Origin of the sequence: Actinomyces gerencseriae DSM 6844, from assembly GCF_000429265.1 — a bacterium.
In the GTDB taxonomy this organism is placed as follows: domain Bacteria; phylum Actinomycetota; class Actinomycetes; order Actinomycetales; family Actinomycetaceae; genus Actinomyces; species Actinomyces gerencseriae.
On record NZ_AUBN01000009.1, the window covers coordinates 54917 to 71776 of the forward strand.

Here is a 16860-nt window from a genome sequence, read left to right on the forward strand (position 1 = left end):
CGATGAGGGCGGATCACGGGGCGGATGGGACGAGGCTGGTCTATGTCCCGTCGGTGCCCGATGGCCCGGACCGCCCCTGGACCCGGGGACGCCTGACCCGGTGGTGGCTCGTCGTACCGGCCGACCTGGTGGCCGCGGTGCTCGTGGCCTTCTTCGTGGCTGCCGCGTCGCATGACCTCTCCCAGGCCTTCGGGCTCATCATGCAGTCGGCAGGCGCCACCGCACTCGCATGGGCGGTGGCGCGGGGCGTACGGCGCAAACGCCACCACCTTGAGGTCCTGTGGCCCGAGGGGAGTATCGTCGTCGGCGTCACCTGGGGCGCGTGCGTCATAGCGCGCGGCTCGACCGGTGCGGGAGGACTCGTCTCCTTCTCGATGATGCTGCTCGCTTTCCTGCTGGCATTCCAGACGGGGTGGCGCTGCCTGTACGGATTCGCCAAGGCCCATGACTCTCTCGTGCCCAGGCCGGTGCAACGCAGGCTCGACGCCCAGGCGCAGGGGGCATCCGACGACCCCGACTGATTCATCGATTCGCCGAGATCGGTCGAGTTCTGCACCGAGTTCGGTTCGCGCTGGGCCGAGTCTCTTGGCGTGGTGGCAGTTCTCGCGGGGCTTGCGGGAAGAGAGACGGTGTGTTCCGGCCTGCGGGAGTCGACTTCCGGCGGGGCGCATGAGGTGTTCCCGTGGTCCTCCCCGTGCTCTCGGTCTCGGTGGGGACGCGGCGGATCGCGGGGGCTCGGTGGGCGGCTTGGCCCGGAGCGCGGCAGCAGGGCGGTGCGTGCGACCCGACTCGGGTGGGACGGGATCGGGATCGGTCGCGGGGCTGCCCCGGACCGCCTTCCCGCCCACGGCCTCCTGCTCGTGCCGCCGGAGCAGTCCCAGCGCGGGGCCGAACCGGTCTCGAGCCGGAACTGAACCGATCTCGGTGCGGAACTGAACCGATCTCGTGACGGGAGCAGGGGATCGGGGCTCGACGGTTGCGCGGCGACCGCTTCCGTCCCTTCAGTGCAGTAACCCCGCGGCCGTCAACGTCACCGTGCGGTGCTGCCCGAGCCCATTGCGGAGGGCGTCAGATGCGCTGCGAGTACTGGAGCGAGAGCGCGGAAGGCCTGACCGCGGTGGGAGATCGCGTTCTTCTCCGCCGGGCTCATCTGCGCCGTTGTGCGTCCGCCGCCGCCCGGTGCGTCCTCCTGCACGGGGACGAAGACGGGGTCGTATCCGAAGCCTCCCTCGCCTCGGGGCTCGGTCAGCAGACGCCCTTCCATGGAGCGCTCGATCTTCGCGACTGTCGTGGGACGCTCCGGATCCCCGTTCACGTTCGGCTCGACCAGCACCGCGGCGCAGATGAAGCGCGCTGTACGGTGCGGATCAGCGACATCGCCGATCTGGTCCAGCAGGAGGCGCAGGTTGGCCGCATCATCACCGTGACGGCCGGACCAGCGGGCGGAGAAGATACCGGGCGCACCGCCGAGCACGTCCACGCACAGGCCCGAGTCATCCGCGACAGCAGGCAGGCCGGTGGCCCGCGACAGAGCGCGAGCCTTGAGCTCGGCGTTGGCCGTGAAGGTGAGCCCGTCCTCCACCGGGTCGGGCACTCCCAGTCGGGCGGTCGAGATGATCGACTCGGGATCCAGGCCGGGGGCGAGCGGAGCGAGGATCTCCCGCAGCTCGGCCAGCTTACCGGGATTGCGGGTGGCCAGGACCAGCCTCGCCCCCTCGGGGGTGACCATGGCCGACGACGGCGCCCGCGTCCTCACGAGGAGATGCCGTCGTCGCGGGTTGAGACCGTGAACGGCCCCTGCGCAGGACCGGCCAGCGCCCGGTCCTGCAACGTCGCCAGCGCGGTATTGCCCTTGGTCGCCAGGTCCAGCAGGGCGCACAGCTCATCGCGGTTGAAGGGGGCGTGCTCGGCCGTGCCCTGCACCTCGATGAAGTGCCCGTCACCGGTCTGGACGACGTTCATGTCGGTCTGGGCGCGGACGTCCTCCTCGTAGGGCAGGTCCAGGCAGGGAGTGCCATCGACGATACCGACGCTGATCGCGGACAGGGAGTCGGATAGGACTCGTCCGCCGGCTCGCGGTCTGATGTGCCCCTCGGCGGTGCCCCAGGCGACGGCGTCGGCCAGCGCCACGTAGGCACCGGTGATGGCGGCGGTGCGGGTGCCGCCGTCGGCCTGGAGGACGTCGCAGTCCAGGGCGATGGTGTTCTCGCCCAGTGCGGTGACGTCGATGACACCGCGCAGGGATCGGCCGATGAGGCGGGAGATCTCATGGGTGCGGCCGCCGATCCTGCCGCGCACCGACTCCCGGCCGCTGCGCTCGGAACCTGCGCGGGGGAGCATGGCGTATTCGGCGGTCACCCAGCCCTCGCCGCTGCCCTTGCGCCAGCGCGGCACGCCCTCGGTGAAGGAAGCCACGCACAGCACGCGTGTGCGGCCGAACTCGATGAGCACCGAGCCCTCTCCATGGTCCAGCCAGTTGCGTGTCATGGCGACGGGGCGCAGCTCGTCGGCCGCGCGCCCGTCCTTGCGGGTCGTCTGAAGGGGCTCGGTGTCGCTCACGAGGTCAGGTTACCCGCAGGGTCGGTGCGCGGGGCGTCCACCTGCCAGGCGAGGCCGGCTCGATCCGCGACCGGGACCGTGCCGGGGCGGAGCACGTGGGGTCGTACACGCGGCGGCGGGCGTGATCGGGCGTGAGGAGTCTCAGTTGGTCACTGTAGGGTCACGAACGGGAACTCGGACTTGATTCCGCGAGATGCAGGGGTATACCTGAGATCACCCCATACTCCCTACAACTTAAGGATCCCGTCGTGCCGACCGTTCCCCAGATCGTCTCGCGTCGCCCGAGCAGCAGGTTGCTGCTCGCCGGCAGCTGGCTCATCACCCTCGTCATCGTCGTTCCAGTGCTCGCCGGATGCGGCGGGTCCCCCGCGCAGGGAGCGCCGCCGACGGCGACGGCCTCTACGACCCAGGTCCTGATCACGGTTCCGGACGTCATCGGCATGAAGGGCGACGTCGCAGCCGAGACCCTCAAGGAGGCGGGGCTCACCCAGAAGCCGAACTACACGGATGCCGATGGCGAGGAGTCCGTGATGAAGGCGAGCAACTGGTCCGTGACCGCTCAGGATCCGGCAGCGGGAGAACAGGTTCGGGCGGATCGGGCGATCACTCTCACGGTCAATCATGATTCGGCGGACGCCGCTGCTTCTGCCTCGGCATCGGCCTCTGCTGCGGCCGCTGCGGAGGCATCGGCTTCCGCAGCGGCCGCTGCGGAGGCATCGGCTTCAGCCGCAGCCGCGGAGGCCGAGCCGCCCGAACCCGCCGTCCAGAAGGAGGAGCCGGCTCCGGTTGAGGAGCCGGCCCAAGAGCCGGCCCAGGCGCCCCGGCAATCCGGGCAGAACCCCGACTCGGAAGGGGCAGCCGGCGCGTACTACGCGAACTGCACGGAGGCGAAGGCCGCGGGCGCGGCTCCGCTGTACCGGGGCGAGCCCGGCTATCGCGAGAAGCTGGACCGTGACAAGGACGGGATCGCCTGCGAGAAATGAGCCATCCGACGGACCGCAGCTGCCGTGCTCGGCGCGTTGTCCGCGTCGAGCACGGCCGTGCGCAAGAAGGGACTCGAACCCTCACGCCCGAAGGCACCAGAACCTAAATCTGGAGCGTCTACCAATTCCGCCACTCGCGCTACGCGACTCACCCTACCGTCTCGGAGCCCGGGCATGGTCGAGAAGTCGGCCGACATAGCCGGTTGCCCCGACGCCGTTGCGGGCCAGTTGCGCCGTGCCGTCGGGGCGACCGCGATGGAGATCTCGTCGCCTCCTCAGGGAGCGGTGACGGAGTGAGCGGGACCGCCCGGCGCCAGGAGCGGCGCGAGGCGGTCCCGCTCGTTGCCGTGATCCGGGACCGGACTACGATTGTGACTCGTCTCAGGCGGCCGGCGCCAGTACCTCCTGTGCCGCCTGAACCCGTTCGAGGGCGCGTTCGAAGCGCGAGGGCGACACGGCGGCGCTCAACGAGCTCAACTCGGTACGAGCGGCCGTGAGCTCGCGTTCGGCATCCTCACGGCGGAGCCCGGTGGTATTGAAGTTCTTCTTCGTCATCTGCTTTCCTTCCTCTCCTTCTCCTCATGGCCCCTGCGCGGGCCCTTCATCGCCGGGCGGAGTGCAGGTGGATCCTGCGACCCGGTGGCTGCCGATGGGGCGCCCGTCGTACGAGTGAGACGACGGAGCGCCCGGTTGGTCGGAGAACCGCGGAGAAGTACTGCGGCTCCCGCGAGGGCGCAAGAACGAAACCTCTGAACAACGGAGCGTATTTCCGCATAGCTCACAACCGGGTGGCGTGCCCAACGACCCAACGCATGCGCGATGCTCTGCATTCGCCCGTTCGGAGGAATACAGAATTATCAGGCGTCTCCCGCGACTGGTTCGCGGCCCGTCCGTGCGTGGTACCCCCTCAGGGACTCGAACCCTGGACACCCTGATTAAGAGTCAGGTGCTCTAACCAACTGAGCTAAGGGGGAATGGTCTGAATTGTCGCCGCTGAGCCCGGAAGCGGAGTCCGCGACGGTACCCCCTCAGGGACTCGAACCCTGGACACCCTGATTAAGAGTCAGGTGCTCTAACCAACTGAGCTAAGGAGGCGCTGCGCCCGGTCGTACGTGCCCGGCGACGGAGGATGAGTTTACTTCCCGACGGTGGAGGTGTCCAATCCGGAAGGCGCGAAATCTCCTCATTGTGCGGGAAGTCTCAGGAGACTGTGCGTTGCGCGTTCTATTGGAGTTCGGTGGCGAGGCGGTCCGTGGCGGTGATGAGCGAGGAGAGGGTCTCCGGCTCGGTGAAGGAGTGCCCCGAGGCCGGCGAGATGCGCAGCTCGGCCTCCGGCCAGGCGCGGTGCAGGGCCCAGGCCGTTCCCATGGGGCAGCACATGTCGTAGCGACCCTGGACGATGACGCCGGGGATGCCGTGCTCGGCGAGTATCCGGGCGCCGTTGAGGAGCTGACCGTCCTCCATCCACCCGCGGTGGGCGAAGAAGTGGTTCTCGATGCGGGCGAAGGCGACGGCGAAAGCCGGGTCCTGGGCCTCGTCGATGTGGGCCTGGTCGCGCAGGAGCGTGGAGGTCGCGGCCTCCCAGGTCGTCCAGGCGATGCCCGCCGGACCGTGAACGGCGGGGTCGGGATCCGCCAGCAGCTCGCGGTAGCGCTCGATGTAGCCCCCCGGGCCCACGCCCCGGCCCGCCGCGGCGACGTAGTGCTCCCACTCGTCGGGCCAGACCATGTCGGCCCCGCCGGCCTCGTAGTACCAGTCGAGCTCGCGTCTGCGCAGGGTGAAGACGCCGCGCAGCACCAGAGCGAGGACCCGCTGCGGGTGGCTCTGGGCGTAGGCGAGTCCCAAGGTGGATCCCCACGACCCGCCGAAGACGAGCCAGCGCTCCACGCCCAGGTGCTCGCGCAGTGCCTCCATATCCGCGACCAGGTGCCAGGTGGTGTTCATCGACAGATCCGCCCGCGGCTCCCAGGCGTGGGGCAGGGAGCGTCCGCACCCGCGCTGGTCGAACAGAACAATGCGGTAGCGCTCGGGGTCGAAGACCCGGCGATGGTCCGCCGAGCAGCCTCCGCCCGGCCCCCCGTGGACGAATACCGCCGGGATTCCCTCCGGGTTGCCGCACGTCTCCCAGTACACCATCTGGCCGTCACCGACATCGAGCAGACCTGAGGCCGTCGGCTCGATCGGCGGGTGGAGTCCCCGCCGCGTCGGCTCGGGCTCGGGTCGGGCGGTCGGCGTCGTGGAGGAATCGGGAGAGGCGCTCATGGGCGCATTGTGGCACCGGGTGGCGCGGCCTTCGGACAGGAGCCGGCCAAGGGCCTGTCAAGGGTGCGGCTCCGGGGCGGTTCCGGCTCTGCCCCGCCTCGACCGGCCTCACAGCGTGGTCATCTGCGCCGGTGGGATCGGTCGCGGTACGGTGGGGCCGTGACCAGCCCCATTGTGACGCTCGCAACCTGCGCCGACTACTCCACGCTCGACGACGACGACCAGGGGCTGCCCGACGCCCTGCGGGAGCGGGGCATCGAGCCTCGGGTGGCCGTGTGGAACGACCCGTCGGTCAACTGGGAGGATGCCGGCGTCGTCGTCCTGCGCTCAGTGCGCGACTACGCCAAGAAGCGCAACTACGCCGACTTCCTGTCCTGGTCCCGGTCGATGCCGCGCGTGGCCAACCATCCCGACGTCGTGGAGTGGAACTCCGACAAGCACTACCTCTCCCGCCTGGTCGAGCTCGGGGTCCCCATGATCCCGACCACCTGGCTCGAGCCCAGCTCCGGCTACTCCAAGCACCAGGTCCACACGCGCTTCCCGGCGTACGGCGACTTCGTCGTCAAGCCCGCCGTCTCCTCCGGGGGTCGCGGGACCGGCCGCTACACCGCCATGGACGCCCGGTCGCGCGCCGACGCGATCAATGACACCATGCATCACCTCGGACGGGGCAGGTCGGTCATGGTGCAGCGCTACCTGGAGGAGGTTGACCGCAGGGGCGAGCTGTCCCTGGTTTATTTCAATGGCGTCCTGTCCCACGCGGTGGAGAAGGCGCCCATGCTCCACCCCTCCTTCCGCTCCGTGGATGAGGTTCATGAGGAGATCGTCACGGCCCGTGAACCCAGTGAGCAGGAATGGCTGTGGGGAGAGAGGGTTCGCAAGGCCATCCACGCTCTGATCAAGGAGCGCTCGGGCCGGGATATCCAGCTCCTGTTCAACCGGGTCGACGTCGTCGCCGACGGGCGGGGCGGCTTCTACCTCATGGAGGTCTCCCTCATCGACGCGGGCCTCTACCTCGGCTCGACGCCGGACGCCCTGGACAACTTCGCCGACGCCATCGCTCAGCGCGTCTTCTGGTGAGCCGCTCGGTGCGGGGGGGCGTCCGACTCGCGGGTCCGGCGATGCGACGGCCCGGCTGGAGCTCCTGGGCCCCGGCCCGAACCGAGTATCCTCCTGACGGGTCGCCGCCCCGGGCGACCGGTGGTCGACGACGGGAGGCAGCCGTGCGCACACTGCTCAATATCATCTGGGTGATCTTCGGCGGGTTCTGGCTCTGGCTGGAGTACATGTTCTTCGGCATCATCGCCTGCGTCCTCATCGTGACGATCCCGGCGGGGATCGCCTCCTTCCGCATCGCCGGCTATGCCCTGTGGCCCTTCGGGCGCACCGTCGTCGCCAGGCCTGACGCCGGCGCCATGAGCGGACTCGGCAACCTCATCTGGTTCCTCGTCGCCGGCGTCTGGTTGGCGATCGGCCATCTGACGACGGCCGTCGCTCAGGCCGTCACCATCGTCGGGATTCCTCTGGCGATCGCCAACGTCAAGATGATCCCCGTGACCTGCTTCCCGTTCGGCAAGGAGATCGCGCCCGGCGGCGACTTCGTCTGACGCTCTCCGAGGCGTGCGGCGCGGGAGAGGAGCGTCGCCCGCGGTGAGAGCCTCGGGCGCGGATCACCGTCTCATGCGGCACGCCCGCGTCGTCGAGCGCTCCGCTCGCCGGGATCGCGCCCCGCGGGCGCCTCCCGCTCCTCTTGCTCGGGTCATCGACTCCGCTCGCCCGCGCGCATCGGGCGGGATCCGTCCTCGGGCCGAGATGCGCCCCCGCCGGATCCGGTGCGGGGCGTGACGGGCCGCGACGAGGCCCGCCGTCATCCACAAGGGCCGGGCGCTGCGCGGAGTCGAAGGTGATGAGCGCGCAGGACGCCCCCGAGGTCGCCACAGCGCTGGTCGCCAGAGCCGCCAGCCCGTCGTCGTCGGGGCGGGCGATTCCGAACCGGGGGAGGGGCTCGCAGGATCCGGGGAGGCGGCCGGTGAGGTGGAGCCATCAGGAGTGCCGGCCGCGTGCGGAAGGCTATATCGATCGGCCGTGCGGGCTTCGATTAGCGTGTCGCCATGCGAACCCATCCGGCTTCCCCGGTCCCGCTCGGGTCGCCGCTCCACCGGCCCGGCCTGCCCGAGCTGATGGAGCGCGGCCCCGTGGTCCTGGACGGCGCCATGGGCACTGAGCTCGACGCCAGGGGGGTCGACACGGCGCATGAGCTGTGGTCCGCCCGTGCCCTGACCGAGGCTCCCGAGACCGTCACCGCCATCCACGCGGACTACCTCGATGCCGGTGCTCGCGTCATCTGCGCGAACTCGTATCAGGCCACCCTTCCCGCTCTCGCACGAACCGGGCTCGCCGAGGAGGAGGCCCGTGCCGTTATCGCCGCCTCCGCGCGACTGGCCCTCGACGCCCGCGACCGGCACGTGGGTCCGCGCCCTCGGGACGCCGTTCTGGTAGCGGGAAGCATCGGCCCCTACGGCGCGTACCTGGCGGATGGGTCGGAGTACACCGGTGCCTACACCACCGGTGCGGACGACTTCGAGGAGGTCCATCTCCCGCGCCTCGGGATCCTGGCGGAGGAGGGGCTGCGGCTCTTCGCGATCGAGACCCAGCCGCACTTGGGAGAGACCCGCTGGCTCGTCGAGCGGCTTCGGCGCATCGCCATCGATGCCGAGTGCTGGGTGTCGTTCCAGGTCCGCCCCGACGGCGCGCAGCTGGCCGACGGAACTCCGCTCACCGAGGCCGCCGCCTGGGCGGATACCGAGGACGCCATCGTCGCCGTCGGTGTGAACTGCGTGGCTCCTGCGGTCGTGGACCGCGCCCTGCCCATGCTGCGCGCGGTGACGGGCAAACCCCTCGTCGCCTATCCCAACTCCGGGGACGCCTACGATCCGATCACCAAGACCTGGTGCAGAGCTCGCGGGAGGGAGCGGTTCGCGGACGCGGTCCCCGCGTGGCTGGATGCCGGCGTGCGGCTCATCGGCGGTTGCTGCGGCACCGCCCCGATGGATACGGCCGCGCTGCACAGCCTCGTCACTCGTCGGTGAGGACGGGACTTCCGCTACTCCGGCACTGGAGTATTGGTTACTCTAGCGCTAGAGTAACGGACATGACCTCCGACTCCGACGTCGTCCTCCTCTCCCTGCTGGCCGAGCAGCCGCGCCACGGCTACGACCTCGACCGGATCATCGAGCAGCGCGGATACCGGCAGTGGACCTCCCTGGCGTCCTCGTCCGTGTACTACGTTCTGGGCCGCCTCGCCGACCGCGGGCTCATCGAACCGGTCGGTGGGACCGAGGGCAGGCGCACCGTCTTCCGCGTGACGCGGACCGGACGCCGTGAGCTCGGCGAGGCCGCCGGCCGGCGTCTCGCCGTTCCGACCAGTTCCCACGCGGGCGCTCTTCCGGCGCTCGGCGCCTACGCACGGCTGGATGACCCCGAGTTGCTCGCGGTACTCGCGCGCAGGGCCGTGGCGCTCGAGGAGCGGATCGAGGCCCTGCGCCGTATGCGACAGAGCGACCGGGAGGAGCACGCCCGTGCCATCGCCGCCCACGAGCTCCTGCGTCATGAGGCGGATCTGGTGTGGACGCGCTCCCTCCTGGAGGGGTCGATCGACGATGCGACCCGGGCGGACGTCGCGGTGCGCGACAACCGCGAGAACTCAAGAAACGAGAGGACATAGAAGACATCATGAGGATTGATCTCAAGAAGGATCGCAAGGACCTGTACCAACCGGGAACGAAGGACTTCACCGAGGTCGACGTCCCGGAGATGCTCTATCTGGCCATCGACGGGCACGGCGACCCCAACACGTCGGCCGCCTACGCGACGGCCATTCAGGCCCTGTACGCGGGCGCCTACGCGATCCGCGCGGCTCTCGGAGCGCGCACCGGTGACGACTTCGTCGTCGGCCCTCTCGAAGGGCTGTGGACGAGCCCCGACAACTCCGTCTTCGCCGCTCGGGACAAGGACGCCTGGGACTGGACCATGATGATCCCGCTGCCCGACGCCGTCTCCTCCCAGGACGTCGCGGACGGCCTTGAGAGGGGAGCTCGCAAGAAGCCCGGTCTGCCCATCTCGACCCTCAGAGCCCTCCCGCTCGTCGAGGGCCGGTCGCTGCAGATCCTCCACGTCGGCACCTACGACGACGAGGCCGCCACCCTGGCGCGTCTCCATGACGAGGTCATGCCCGAGCGCGGGCTGACCTTCAACGGGCCTCACCACGAGATCTATCTCAGCGACCCGAGGCGGGTGGCTCCGGAGAGGATGAGAACTGTTCTGCGTCAGCCGGTCAGGCCCGTGGGCTGAGCCGCTCTGGTCCGAGTCGTGCGCGATGCTCGGAGCCGCAGGAGGGGCGGGTCTCTTTCCCGTGCTCAGCGGCGGCGTCGGGTGCCCGGCCCGACGCCACGGGAGGCTCCATCCGACTCAGCCCTGCGGGCCCGCGGACAGCATGTGCACCACGGCCTCGTTCTCCCGGTCGCACTCGGCCAGATCCACCAGAGCCGTCAGCCGCCAGTCGTGATCCCCGTCGGGGTCGTCGAGGACCTGAGTGGCGAGCCAGACCCGTCGCCCGGAGGCCTCCAGGGCCTCGCGCAGCCGCTCGGAGACGCCGGCTGCCGCCAGCGCGATGTCATCCGGGGCCTCGTCCAGAGGCGCCAGGGCCACTGCCCGGGCGGCGGTGTCGGTGCCGATCCAGTCGTGCTCGTCCCAGTATCGGGCGAGCACGTCGTCCCAGCGCGCCTCGCCCCAGCCGGAGGAGCCGTCCAGTCGCCCCAGGCCCTCGACGTCGTCGCGGGCCATGAGCTCGACGCGCCGGAACATGTCACGGCGAACCGCGACCCGGAAGGCGTGGAGATTTCGGGTGAAGGCGACCCCTCCGTCGGCGTCGGCCCCGAATGCGCGCTCGACGCCCGCCGGGCCCCCTGAGCCCATCGAGTCGTCCGCCTCCAGGCGGTTGCCCGCCATCAGGTCGGCGGCCTCCTCGGTCCGACCGGACTGCGCTGCTCCCAGGGCCTCCCACTCGTCCAGCAGCGAGGAGTCGACGGCGCGCACCAGGGCGCCGAGCCAGTCGATGAGCTCGTCGACCTCGGACGTGCGGTGCTCCTCGGGGACGACTTGGCGCAGAGCCCTGTAGGCGTCGGTGAGATACCGCAGCACGACGCCCTCGGATCGGCCCAGTTCGTAGCGGGAGATGAGGTCGGAGAAGGTCATGGCGTTCTCCACCATGTCCCGCACCACTGACTTCGGACTCAGTTCGTACTCCGCGATCCACGGGTTCGCTTGCTTGTAGGTTTCTAACGCCGGTGTCAGCAGCTCGCCCAGAGGTTGCGGCCAGGTGATCTCCTCCAGGGCCTCCATGCGCTCGTCGTAGTCGAGCCCCTCGGCCTTCATGGCTGCGATGGCCTCTCCGCGAGCGGCTCGCTGCTGGGCGTACAGCAGGGGACGCGGGTCATCGAGCGTGGCCTCCACCACGGAGACGACGTCGAGCGTGTGCTCTGGGGACTCCACGTTCAGCAGGTCCATGGCCGCCAGGGCGAAGGGGGCCAGCGGTTGATTGAGGGCGAAGTCGCCGGGCAGGTCGATGGCCAGGCGCAGGCGCGGACGCCCGTCCGCAGCGGCCCGGGCGCTCGAGACGTGCTCGAGGACCCCGGCGGTGCGCAGCGACTGATAGATTTTGACGGCGCGCCGCACATGCCTGCGCCGCTCGGCCTCGCTGTCGTGGACGCGGGAGAGCAGCTCGGCCATGGCGGCCACCGGGTCGCCGTCGCGCTCCATGAGATTCAGGACCATGGTCGTGCTGACTCGGAACTGGCTGGTGAGGGTCTCCGGGGTGGCGTCGCGCAGCCGCTCGAATGTCCTGTCCGTCCAGTTGACACGGCCTTCGGGGGCCTTCTTGCGCACGATCCGGCGGCGCTTGCGCTCATCATCGCCCGCCCTGGCCAGGGCCTTGGCATTCTCGATGACGTGCTCGGGGGCCTGGACGACGACGTAGCCGCGCGTGTCGAAGCCGGCCCGCCCGGCCCTGCCGGCGATCTGATGGAACTCGCGGGCGGTGAGATGGCGCTCCTTGGTGCCGTCGAACTTGACCAGGCTGGTGAGCACCACTGAGCGTATCGGAACATTGATGCCCACCCCGAGGGTGTCGGTGCCGCAGATCACCGATAGGAGGCCGAGCCGCGCCAGCCTCTCGACGAGCCTGCGGTAGCGGGGCAGCATACCGGCGTGATGGACGCCGACGCCGCCTCGCAGCAGTCGCGACAGGGTGGCCCCGAAGCCTCCGCCGAAGCGGAAGCCGCCGATCGCCGCGGTGAGCTCGGCCTTGCGCGCCCTGGCGCCGAGATCAACGCTCAGCAGCGAGGTCGCGCGCTCGATCGCCTCCTTCTGGGAGAAATGGACGACGTAGACCGGCGCCCTGCCCTGCTGCACGAGGCGCTGGAGGAGCTCGCCGATGGGCTCGACGGCGTACTCCATCTCCAGGGGGACGGGGCGCACGGCGTCGTCGACGACGGCGACATCGCGACCAGTGCGCGCCTTCATATCGGCGGCGAGGAAGGACACATCGCCCAGGGTCGCCGACATGAGCACCATCTGCGCCTGGGGGAGTTCCAGGAGGGGCACTTGCCAGGCCCAGCCCCGCTGCGGGTCGGCGTAGTAGTGGAACTCGTCCATGACGACGCTGTCCACATCCATCGCCTCGCCCTCGCGCAGCGACTGGTTGGCCAGGATCTCGGCGGTGCAGCAGACGACGGGCGCGGAGGCGTTGATGGAGGTGTCCCCGGTGACCATGCCGACGTTGTCCGCGCCGAACAGACGCACCAGTTCGAAGAACTTCTCGCTGACCAGGGCCTTGAGCGGGGCGGTGTAGTAGGAACGGCCGCCACGAGCGAGGCTCGCCGTATGGGCCGCGAGCGCGATCATGGACTTGCCCGAGCCCGTGGGTGTGGCGGCGATGACGTGGCGGTCGGAGAGGATCTCGCCGAGGGCCTCATCCTGGTGGGGGTAGAGGGGGCGGCCGGTGGACTCGGCCCACTCGGAGAAGGCGAGGTAGACCTCTTCGGGCTCGGGCACGCGCCCGGGGTCCTCAGCGGGTATGAGGGAGTCCAGGAGCGCGTTGAGCGCGGGTGTCGGTCGGGAGGCGACTGCTCCCGAGGGCGCGGCGGAGGACATGCCCGCATGGTCTCACGCCCGACCGCCTTCCCACCGGTCGGGCGGACGCGCCTGTCCGAACCTCTCTCCGCGCCGGGCCGAACCGATCTGGACACGGAGCTCGACCGAACTCGCTGCGGAACTGAACCGATCTCGGCGGTGCGACGGGTGGGACGCCCACGGGTTCCCAGAGAGTACCGGCCCGCGGGCCTACAGTGGTGGCGCCCGCACCGGCCGACCGTCGCCGCGCCGGCGTTCACGGACGCAGTCGATCCAGCCGCTTCTTCCAGTACCCGGCTGCTCCAGGAGGAGACCATGACCAGCACCGAACGCAACCGCCAGCGGACCCGCCCCGTCTCGCCCGACGGCAACCCCTTCGTCCACAACGACCTCGGCCTGTACACCCACAACCACCCCACCCCACCGGCCGATGTCGATGAGCGCAGGGCCTACCTCGTCGGCTCGGGCATCGGCGCCCTGCTCGCCGCCGCCTTCCTCATCCGAGATGGGCGCATGCCCGGGGGCAACATCACCATCCTCGAGCAACTCGCGGTCCCCGGTGGCTCCTTCGACGGCGCCGGGGACACCGAACGGGGCTTCGTCGCCCGCGGCGGACGGGAGATGGGCCAGCACTTCGAGTGCTTCTGGGACATCATGCGCGAGATCCCCGCTCTGGAGATGCCGTCGCCCTACACCGTGCTCGACGAGTTCCGCACCGTCAACGAGAACGACCCCAATATCGATCCCTGTCGCGTCATCCACCATCGCGGGCGGCGGCGGGACACCTACAAGATGGGCCTCAACAACAAGGGGCGGCGCGCCGTTCTCAAGCTCCTCATGGCCAAGGAGGAGGCTACGTACGGGCTCGCCATCGAGGACTGGTTCGACGCCGACTTCCTCGCCTCGAACTTCTACACGCTGTTCAAGACGATGTTCGCCTTCCAGCAGTACGAGTCGCTGACCGAGATGAAGCGCTACATGCACCGCTTCCTCCAGTACTTCCCCGGCTTCTCCGACCTGTCCTGCCTGCGCTTCTCCCGCTACAACCAGTTCGAGTCGTTCATCGTGCCGTTGACCGACTGGCTGAGGGAGCGCGGTGTCGTCTTCCGCTACGACACGTGCGTGGACGACCTGGAGATGCTCATCACCTCCGGGCGCAAGGTCGTCACCGCCATCCGCCTCCACCGCGGAGACGGCCAGGAGGAGCGGATCGACGTCGGCGAACGGGACCTGGTCCTGGCCACCATCGGCTCGTGCACCGAGTCCACCGGTTACGGGGACATGGACACCGTCCCGCCCTTCCACACCGACCGGCCCGGCGGCGCCTGGACCCTGTGGCGCAACCTCGCCAGGAAGTCCGCCGTCTTCGGCCGCCCCGATGTCTTCTGCTCCGATCCGCGCAAGACCGTGTGGGAATCCGCCTCCTTCAGCTTCATCGGCGCCGATCACCCCTTCCTGGGCAGGATCCGCGAGCTGACCGGCAACGACCCCCTGTCCGGGCGCACGGTCACCGGCGGGATCATTACCGCTGAGGACTCCGGCTGGTGCCTGTCGCTGACCATGAACCGCCAGCCCCAGTTCCGCGCCCAACCGGCCGACTGGGGCGTGGCCTGGGCCTACGGCCTGTACCCGCACGCCCCGGGCGACTGCGTGCGCAAGCCCATGATCGAGTGCACCGGTGAGGAGGTTCTCAAGGAGTACTGCTACCATTTCGGTCTCATCGACCAGTTCGAGCGGATCAAGGAGCGCACCAAGGTCCGGCTGGCCACCATGCCCTACATCACCTCCTTCTTCATGCCGCGACGCGCCGGCGACCGCCCCGAGGTCATCCCCGACGGATGCGTCAACCTCGGCCTGATCGGCCAGTTCGTCGAAACGCCCGACGACTGCGTGTTCACCACCGAGGGCTCGGCGCGCACCGCCATGATGGCCGTCTACGGGCTGCTCGACCTGGATCGCGACGTCCCCCCGATCTGGCCCGCCCAGTACGACGTGCGCGCCCTGCTGGCGGCCGCCAAGACCATGAACGACGGGCGCCTTCCCGGGGAGAAGATGCTGACCCGCTTCCTGCGGGGCACCTACTACGAGGACATCCTGCCCTGACCGCGGCGGTGGTCGTCGGGACGGGACCACCGGGGAGGGCGTTCTGACATGAGGTCTCTTCAGGAGGGGCGGGCGCCAAGTATGAGACGATTCCGCGCGTTCGCATCGTCTTGAGCGCAAAGGTCCCCTTCAATGGACGCCCTCGCGGATTCCCTCCAGGCCACCGCCGACTGGATCACGGCTCACATCACCATGTGGGTCCTCATCGCTGCCGGCTCGTTCCTCACCGTCGTCTCCCGCGGTGTCCAGGTGCGCCACCTGCCCGATATGGTCCGGCAGATCGGCGGTGCGAGAGGCGGGGCCAGGGGCGGTATCTCCTCCTTCCAGGCCTTCGCCATCTCGTTGGCCGCCCGCGTGGGGGTCGGCAACGTCTTCGGCGTCGCCGCTGCTCTGCTCATGGGCGGTCCCGGCGCCATCTTCTGGATGTGGGTGGTCGCCTGCGTCGGCATGGCCACCGCCTTCTTCGAGGCGACTCTGGCTCAGGTCTTCAAGGTCCGTGCCGCCGACGGCTCCTTCCGCGGCGGCCCCGCCTTCTACATGGCCCACGGTATGGGGAATCGTGTTCTCGCGAGCGTCTTCGCGGCCATCACCCTGGTCACCTGCGGATTCGTCATCACCTCGGTGCAGTCCAACGCCGTGGCCGGGACACTGGTGGCGGCCCTGGGCGGCGGGGAGGAGTCCGCTCTGCCCGGATTCGGCGGCCTCACCGCCGCCCAGCTGGTGGTGGCGGGCCTTGTCTTCGTGCTCACCGCCGTCGTCGTCTTCGGCGGCATCCGCGCCGTGGCCCGCGTCACCGAGTGGATGGCGCCGATCATGGCGCTGTTCTACATCGTCCTGGTCCTCATCATCTGCCTGACGAACATCGGCGACTTCTTCGCCGTCATCGGTCAGATCCTCTCCTCGGCCTTCGCCCCCGAGCCGCTGATGGGAGGTTTGGGCGGCGGCATCCTCGCCGCCGTCATCAACGGCACCAAGCGCGGCCTGTTCTCCAACGAGGCCGGCCAGGGCACCGCTCCCAATGCCGCCGCCACCGCGACCGTGGCCCATCCCGTTCAGCAGGGCTTCATCCAGTCCCTCGGCGTCTTCGTCGACACGATCGTCGTGTGCACCGCCACCGCCTTCGTCATTCTCATCGCCGGGCCCGACACCTGGACCGCTGAGGGCGTCAATCCCTCCACGCTCACCACCCTGGCCATCTCCCATGAGCTGGGGGGCTGGACGATTCTGCCCATGGCGATTCTCATCTTCGTCCTCGCCTACTCCTCGATCATCGCGGCCTACGTCTACACGGACGTCAATATGGACTACCTCACCGGCGGCAAGCACTGGGCGTCCTGGACGGTCCGCGTCATCTCGGTCGTCTCCGCCACCGCCGGCGCGGTCCTCTCCCTCGACGTCGTGTGGAACGCCGTCGATATCGCCATGGCGGTCATGACCCTGACCAACCTGCTCGCCCTGCTGCGACTGTTCCGGTGGGGACTGGGCGCGCTGCGGGACTACGAGTCCCAGCGCGCCGCCGGTGTCGGCGAGCCGGTCTTCCACGGTCGCGGCAATCCGTACCTGCCGGCGGATGTGCCCGGCGACGTCTGGCTCGAGGACGTTCCCATGCGCATCCGACTCATGACCGGCTCGCAACCGTCCCGCACGACAGTGCGCTCCCAGTAAGGAGAATCCCATGCCGATCCTCATGATGACGAGGCTCCCGCGGACCGCCCGATCCGCCGCCCCGACAGGAGCCGAACCAGGAATCGAATCAGGAGTCGAA

General features: G+C 69.4%; 15 protein-coding genes and 2 tRNA genes. 10 read left to right on the plus strand and 7 right to left on the minus strand.

Annotated features, from left to right (window positions below; all coding sequences use genetic code 11):
* Positions 1 to 2: 2 nt before the first annotated feature.
* On the plus strand, positions 3 to 521 hold the full coding sequence (locus G448_RS14920; RefSeq protein WP_034494217.1) for a DUF3054 family protein: 519 nt from the start codon (positions 3 to 5) through the stop codon (positions 519 to 521).
* A 509-nt stretch (positions 522 to 1030) separates the two neighbouring features.
* Here the strand turns inward: G448_RS14920 and rdgB are convergent.
* Both rdgB and rph read right to left on the minus strand, forming a co-directional pair.
* Positions 1031 to 1729: an RdgB/HAM1 family non-canonical purine NTP pyrophosphatase gene (gene rdgB / locus G448_RS14925; RefSeq protein WP_051268591.1), complete on the minus strand. Its 699-nt coding sequence runs from the start codon at positions 1727 to 1729 to the stop codon at positions 1031 to 1033.
* 23 nt (positions 1730 to 1752) lie between these two features.
* Positions 1753 to 2559 (minus strand): ribonuclease PH, encoded by an 807-nt coding sequence (gene rph / locus G448_RS0103310; RefSeq protein WP_026406829.1) that lies wholly within the window; start codon positions 2557 to 2559, stop codon positions 1753 to 1755.
* A gap of 248 nt (positions 2560 to 2807) precedes the next feature.
* On the opposite strand from rph, the gene G448_RS18665 reads away from it, so the two are divergent.
* On the plus strand, positions 2808 to 3542 hold the full coding sequence (locus G448_RS18665) for an excalibur calcium-binding domain-containing protein (protein ID WP_051268593.1): 735 nt from the start codon (positions 2808 to 2810) through the stop codon (positions 3540 to 3542).
* A gap of 58 nt (positions 3543 to 3600) precedes the next feature.
* On the opposite strand, the gene G448_RS0103320 is transcribed toward G448_RS18665, so the two are convergent.
* A tRNA-Leu gene (locus tag G448_RS0103320) sits at positions 3601 to 3682 on the minus strand.
* Between the two features lie 34 nt (positions 3683 to 3716).
* Between G448_RS0103320 and G448_RS18965 the strand changes: the two genes are divergently transcribed.
* Positions 3717 to 3839, plus strand: coding sequence for a hypothetical protein (locus G448_RS18965; protein WP_276780704.1), 123 nt, complete (start codon positions 3717 to 3719; stop codon positions 3837 to 3839).
* A gap of 84 nt (positions 3840 to 3923) precedes the next feature.
* Here the strand turns inward: G448_RS18965 and G448_RS18345 are convergent, their stop codons facing one another.
* The 3 genes from G448_RS18345 to pip form a co-directional block, all read right to left on the minus strand.
* The gene (locus G448_RS18345) at positions 3924 to 4097 is read right to left on the minus strand and encodes a hypothetical protein (RefSeq protein ID WP_169720816.1); all 174 of its coding nucleotides are present in this window, start codon (positions 4095 to 4097) and stop codon (positions 3924 to 3926) included.
* A gap of 466 nt (positions 4098 to 4563) precedes the next feature.
* A tRNA-Lys gene (locus G448_RS0103340) sits at positions 4564 to 4637 on the minus strand.
* A gap of 129 nt (positions 4638 to 4766) precedes the next feature.
* Positions 4767 to 5804, minus strand: coding sequence for a prolyl aminopeptidase (gene pip, locus G448_RS0103345; protein WP_084436289.1), 1038 nt, complete (start codon positions 5802 to 5804; stop codon positions 4767 to 4769).
* Between the two features lie 159 nt (positions 5805 to 5963).
* Between pip and G448_RS0103350 the strand changes: the two genes are divergently transcribed.
* The 5 genes from G448_RS0103350 to G448_RS0103370 all read left to right on the plus strand — a co-directional run bounded on the left by G448_RS0103350 (position 5964) and on the right by G448_RS0103370 (position 10154).
* Entirely contained in the window at positions 5964 to 6884 is a 921-nt protein-coding gene (locus tag G448_RS0103350; protein ID WP_026406832.1) for an ATP-grasp domain-containing protein, read from the plus strand.
* Between the two features lie 143 nt (positions 6885 to 7027).
* A complete protein-coding gene (locus G448_RS0103355) occupies positions 7028 to 7411 on the plus strand; it encodes a YccF domain-containing protein (RefSeq protein ID WP_026406833.1) in 384 nt (127 codons plus the stop codon).
* Positions 7412 to 7915: 504 nt separating this feature from the next.
* Complete coding sequence (gene mmuM / locus G448_RS0103360; protein WP_034494219.1) at positions 7916 to 8893, plus strand: homocysteine S-methyltransferase; 978 nt, start codon at positions 7916 to 7918, stop codon at positions 8891 to 8893.
* A 62-nt stretch (positions 8894 to 8955) separates the two neighbouring features.
* Positions 8956 to 9528: a PadR family transcriptional regulator gene (locus tag G448_RS14930; protein WP_084436291.1), complete on the plus strand. Its 573-nt coding sequence runs from the start codon at positions 8956 to 8958 to the stop codon at positions 9526 to 9528.
* A gap of 8 nt (positions 9529 to 9536) precedes the next feature.
* Positions 9537 to 10154, plus strand: coding sequence for a GyrI-like domain-containing protein (locus tag G448_RS0103370; RefSeq protein WP_026406835.1), 618 nt, complete (start codon positions 9537 to 9539; stop codon positions 10152 to 10154).
* 117 nt (positions 10155 to 10271) lie between these two features.
* Here the strand turns inward: G448_RS0103370 and G448_RS0103375 are convergent, their stop codons facing one another.
* Positions 10272 to 13013 (minus strand): DEAD/DEAH box helicase, encoded by a 2742-nt coding sequence (locus G448_RS0103375; RefSeq protein ID WP_026406836.1) that lies wholly within the window; start codon positions 13011 to 13013, stop codon positions 10272 to 10274.
* Positions 13014 to 13307: 294 nt separating this feature from the next.
* Between G448_RS0103375 and G448_RS0103380 the strand changes: the two genes are divergently transcribed.
* Both G448_RS0103380 and G448_RS14935 read left to right on the plus strand, forming a co-directional pair.
* Positions 13308 to 15095 (plus strand): oleate hydratase, encoded by a 1788-nt coding sequence (locus G448_RS0103380; protein ID WP_026406837.1) that lies wholly within the window; start codon positions 13308 to 13310, stop codon positions 15093 to 15095.
* A gap of 132 nt (positions 15096 to 15227) precedes the next feature.
* Complete coding sequence (locus tag G448_RS14935) at positions 15228 to 16760, plus strand: alanine/glycine:cation symporter family protein (RefSeq protein WP_084436293.1); 1533 nt, start codon at positions 15228 to 15230, stop codon at positions 16758 to 16760.
* The last annotated feature ends 100 nt before the right edge of the window (positions 16761 to 16860 follow it).

What these genes read in the sequence shown, in the direction of transcription:
- G448_RS14920 (WP_034494217.1), top strand. Translation starts at nt 3, where the DNA reads ATGAGGGCGGATCACGGGGCGGATGGGACGAGGCTGGTCTATGTCCCG.
- mmuM (WP_034494219.1), top strand. Translation starts at nt 7,916, where the DNA reads ATGCGAACCCATCCGGCTTCCCCGGTCCCGCTCGGGTCGCCGCTCCAC.
- G448_RS0103380 (WP_026406837.1), top strand. Translation starts at nt 13,308, where the DNA reads ATGACCAGCACCGAACGCAACCGCCAGCGGACCCGCCCCGTCTCGCCC.
- pip (WP_084436289.1), bottom strand. Translation starts at nt 5,804, where the DNA reads ATGAGCGCCTCTCCCGATTCCTCCACGACGCCGACCGCCCGACCCGAG.
- G448_RS14935 (WP_084436293.1), top strand. Translation starts at nt 15,228, where the DNA reads ATGGACGCCCTCGCGGATTCCCTCCAGGCCACCGCCGACTGGATCACG.
- G448_RS14930 (WP_084436291.1), top strand. Translation starts at nt 8,956, where the DNA reads ATGACCTCCGACTCCGACGTCGTCCTCCTCTCCCTGCTGGCCGAGCAG.
- rdgB (WP_051268591.1), bottom strand. Translation starts at nt 1,729, where the DNA reads ATGGTCACCCCCGAGGGGGCGAGGCTGGTCCTGGCCACCCGCAATCCC.
- G448_RS18345 (WP_169720816.1), bottom strand. Translation starts at nt 4,097, where the DNA reads ATGACGAAGAAGAACTTCAATACCACCGGGCTCCGCCGTGAGGATGCC.
- G448_RS0103375 (WP_026406836.1), bottom strand. Translation starts at nt 13,013, where the DNA reads ATGTCCTCCGCCGCGCCCTCGGGAGCAGTCGCCTCCCGACCGACACCC.
- G448_RS18965 (WP_276780704.1), top strand. Translation starts at nt 3,717, where the DNA reads ATGGTCGAGAAGTCGGCCGACATAGCCGGTTGCCCCGACGCCGTTGCG.
- G448_RS0103370 (WP_026406835.1), top strand. Translation starts at nt 9,537, where the DNA reads ATGAGGATTGATCTCAAGAAGGATCGCAAGGACCTGTACCAACCGGGA.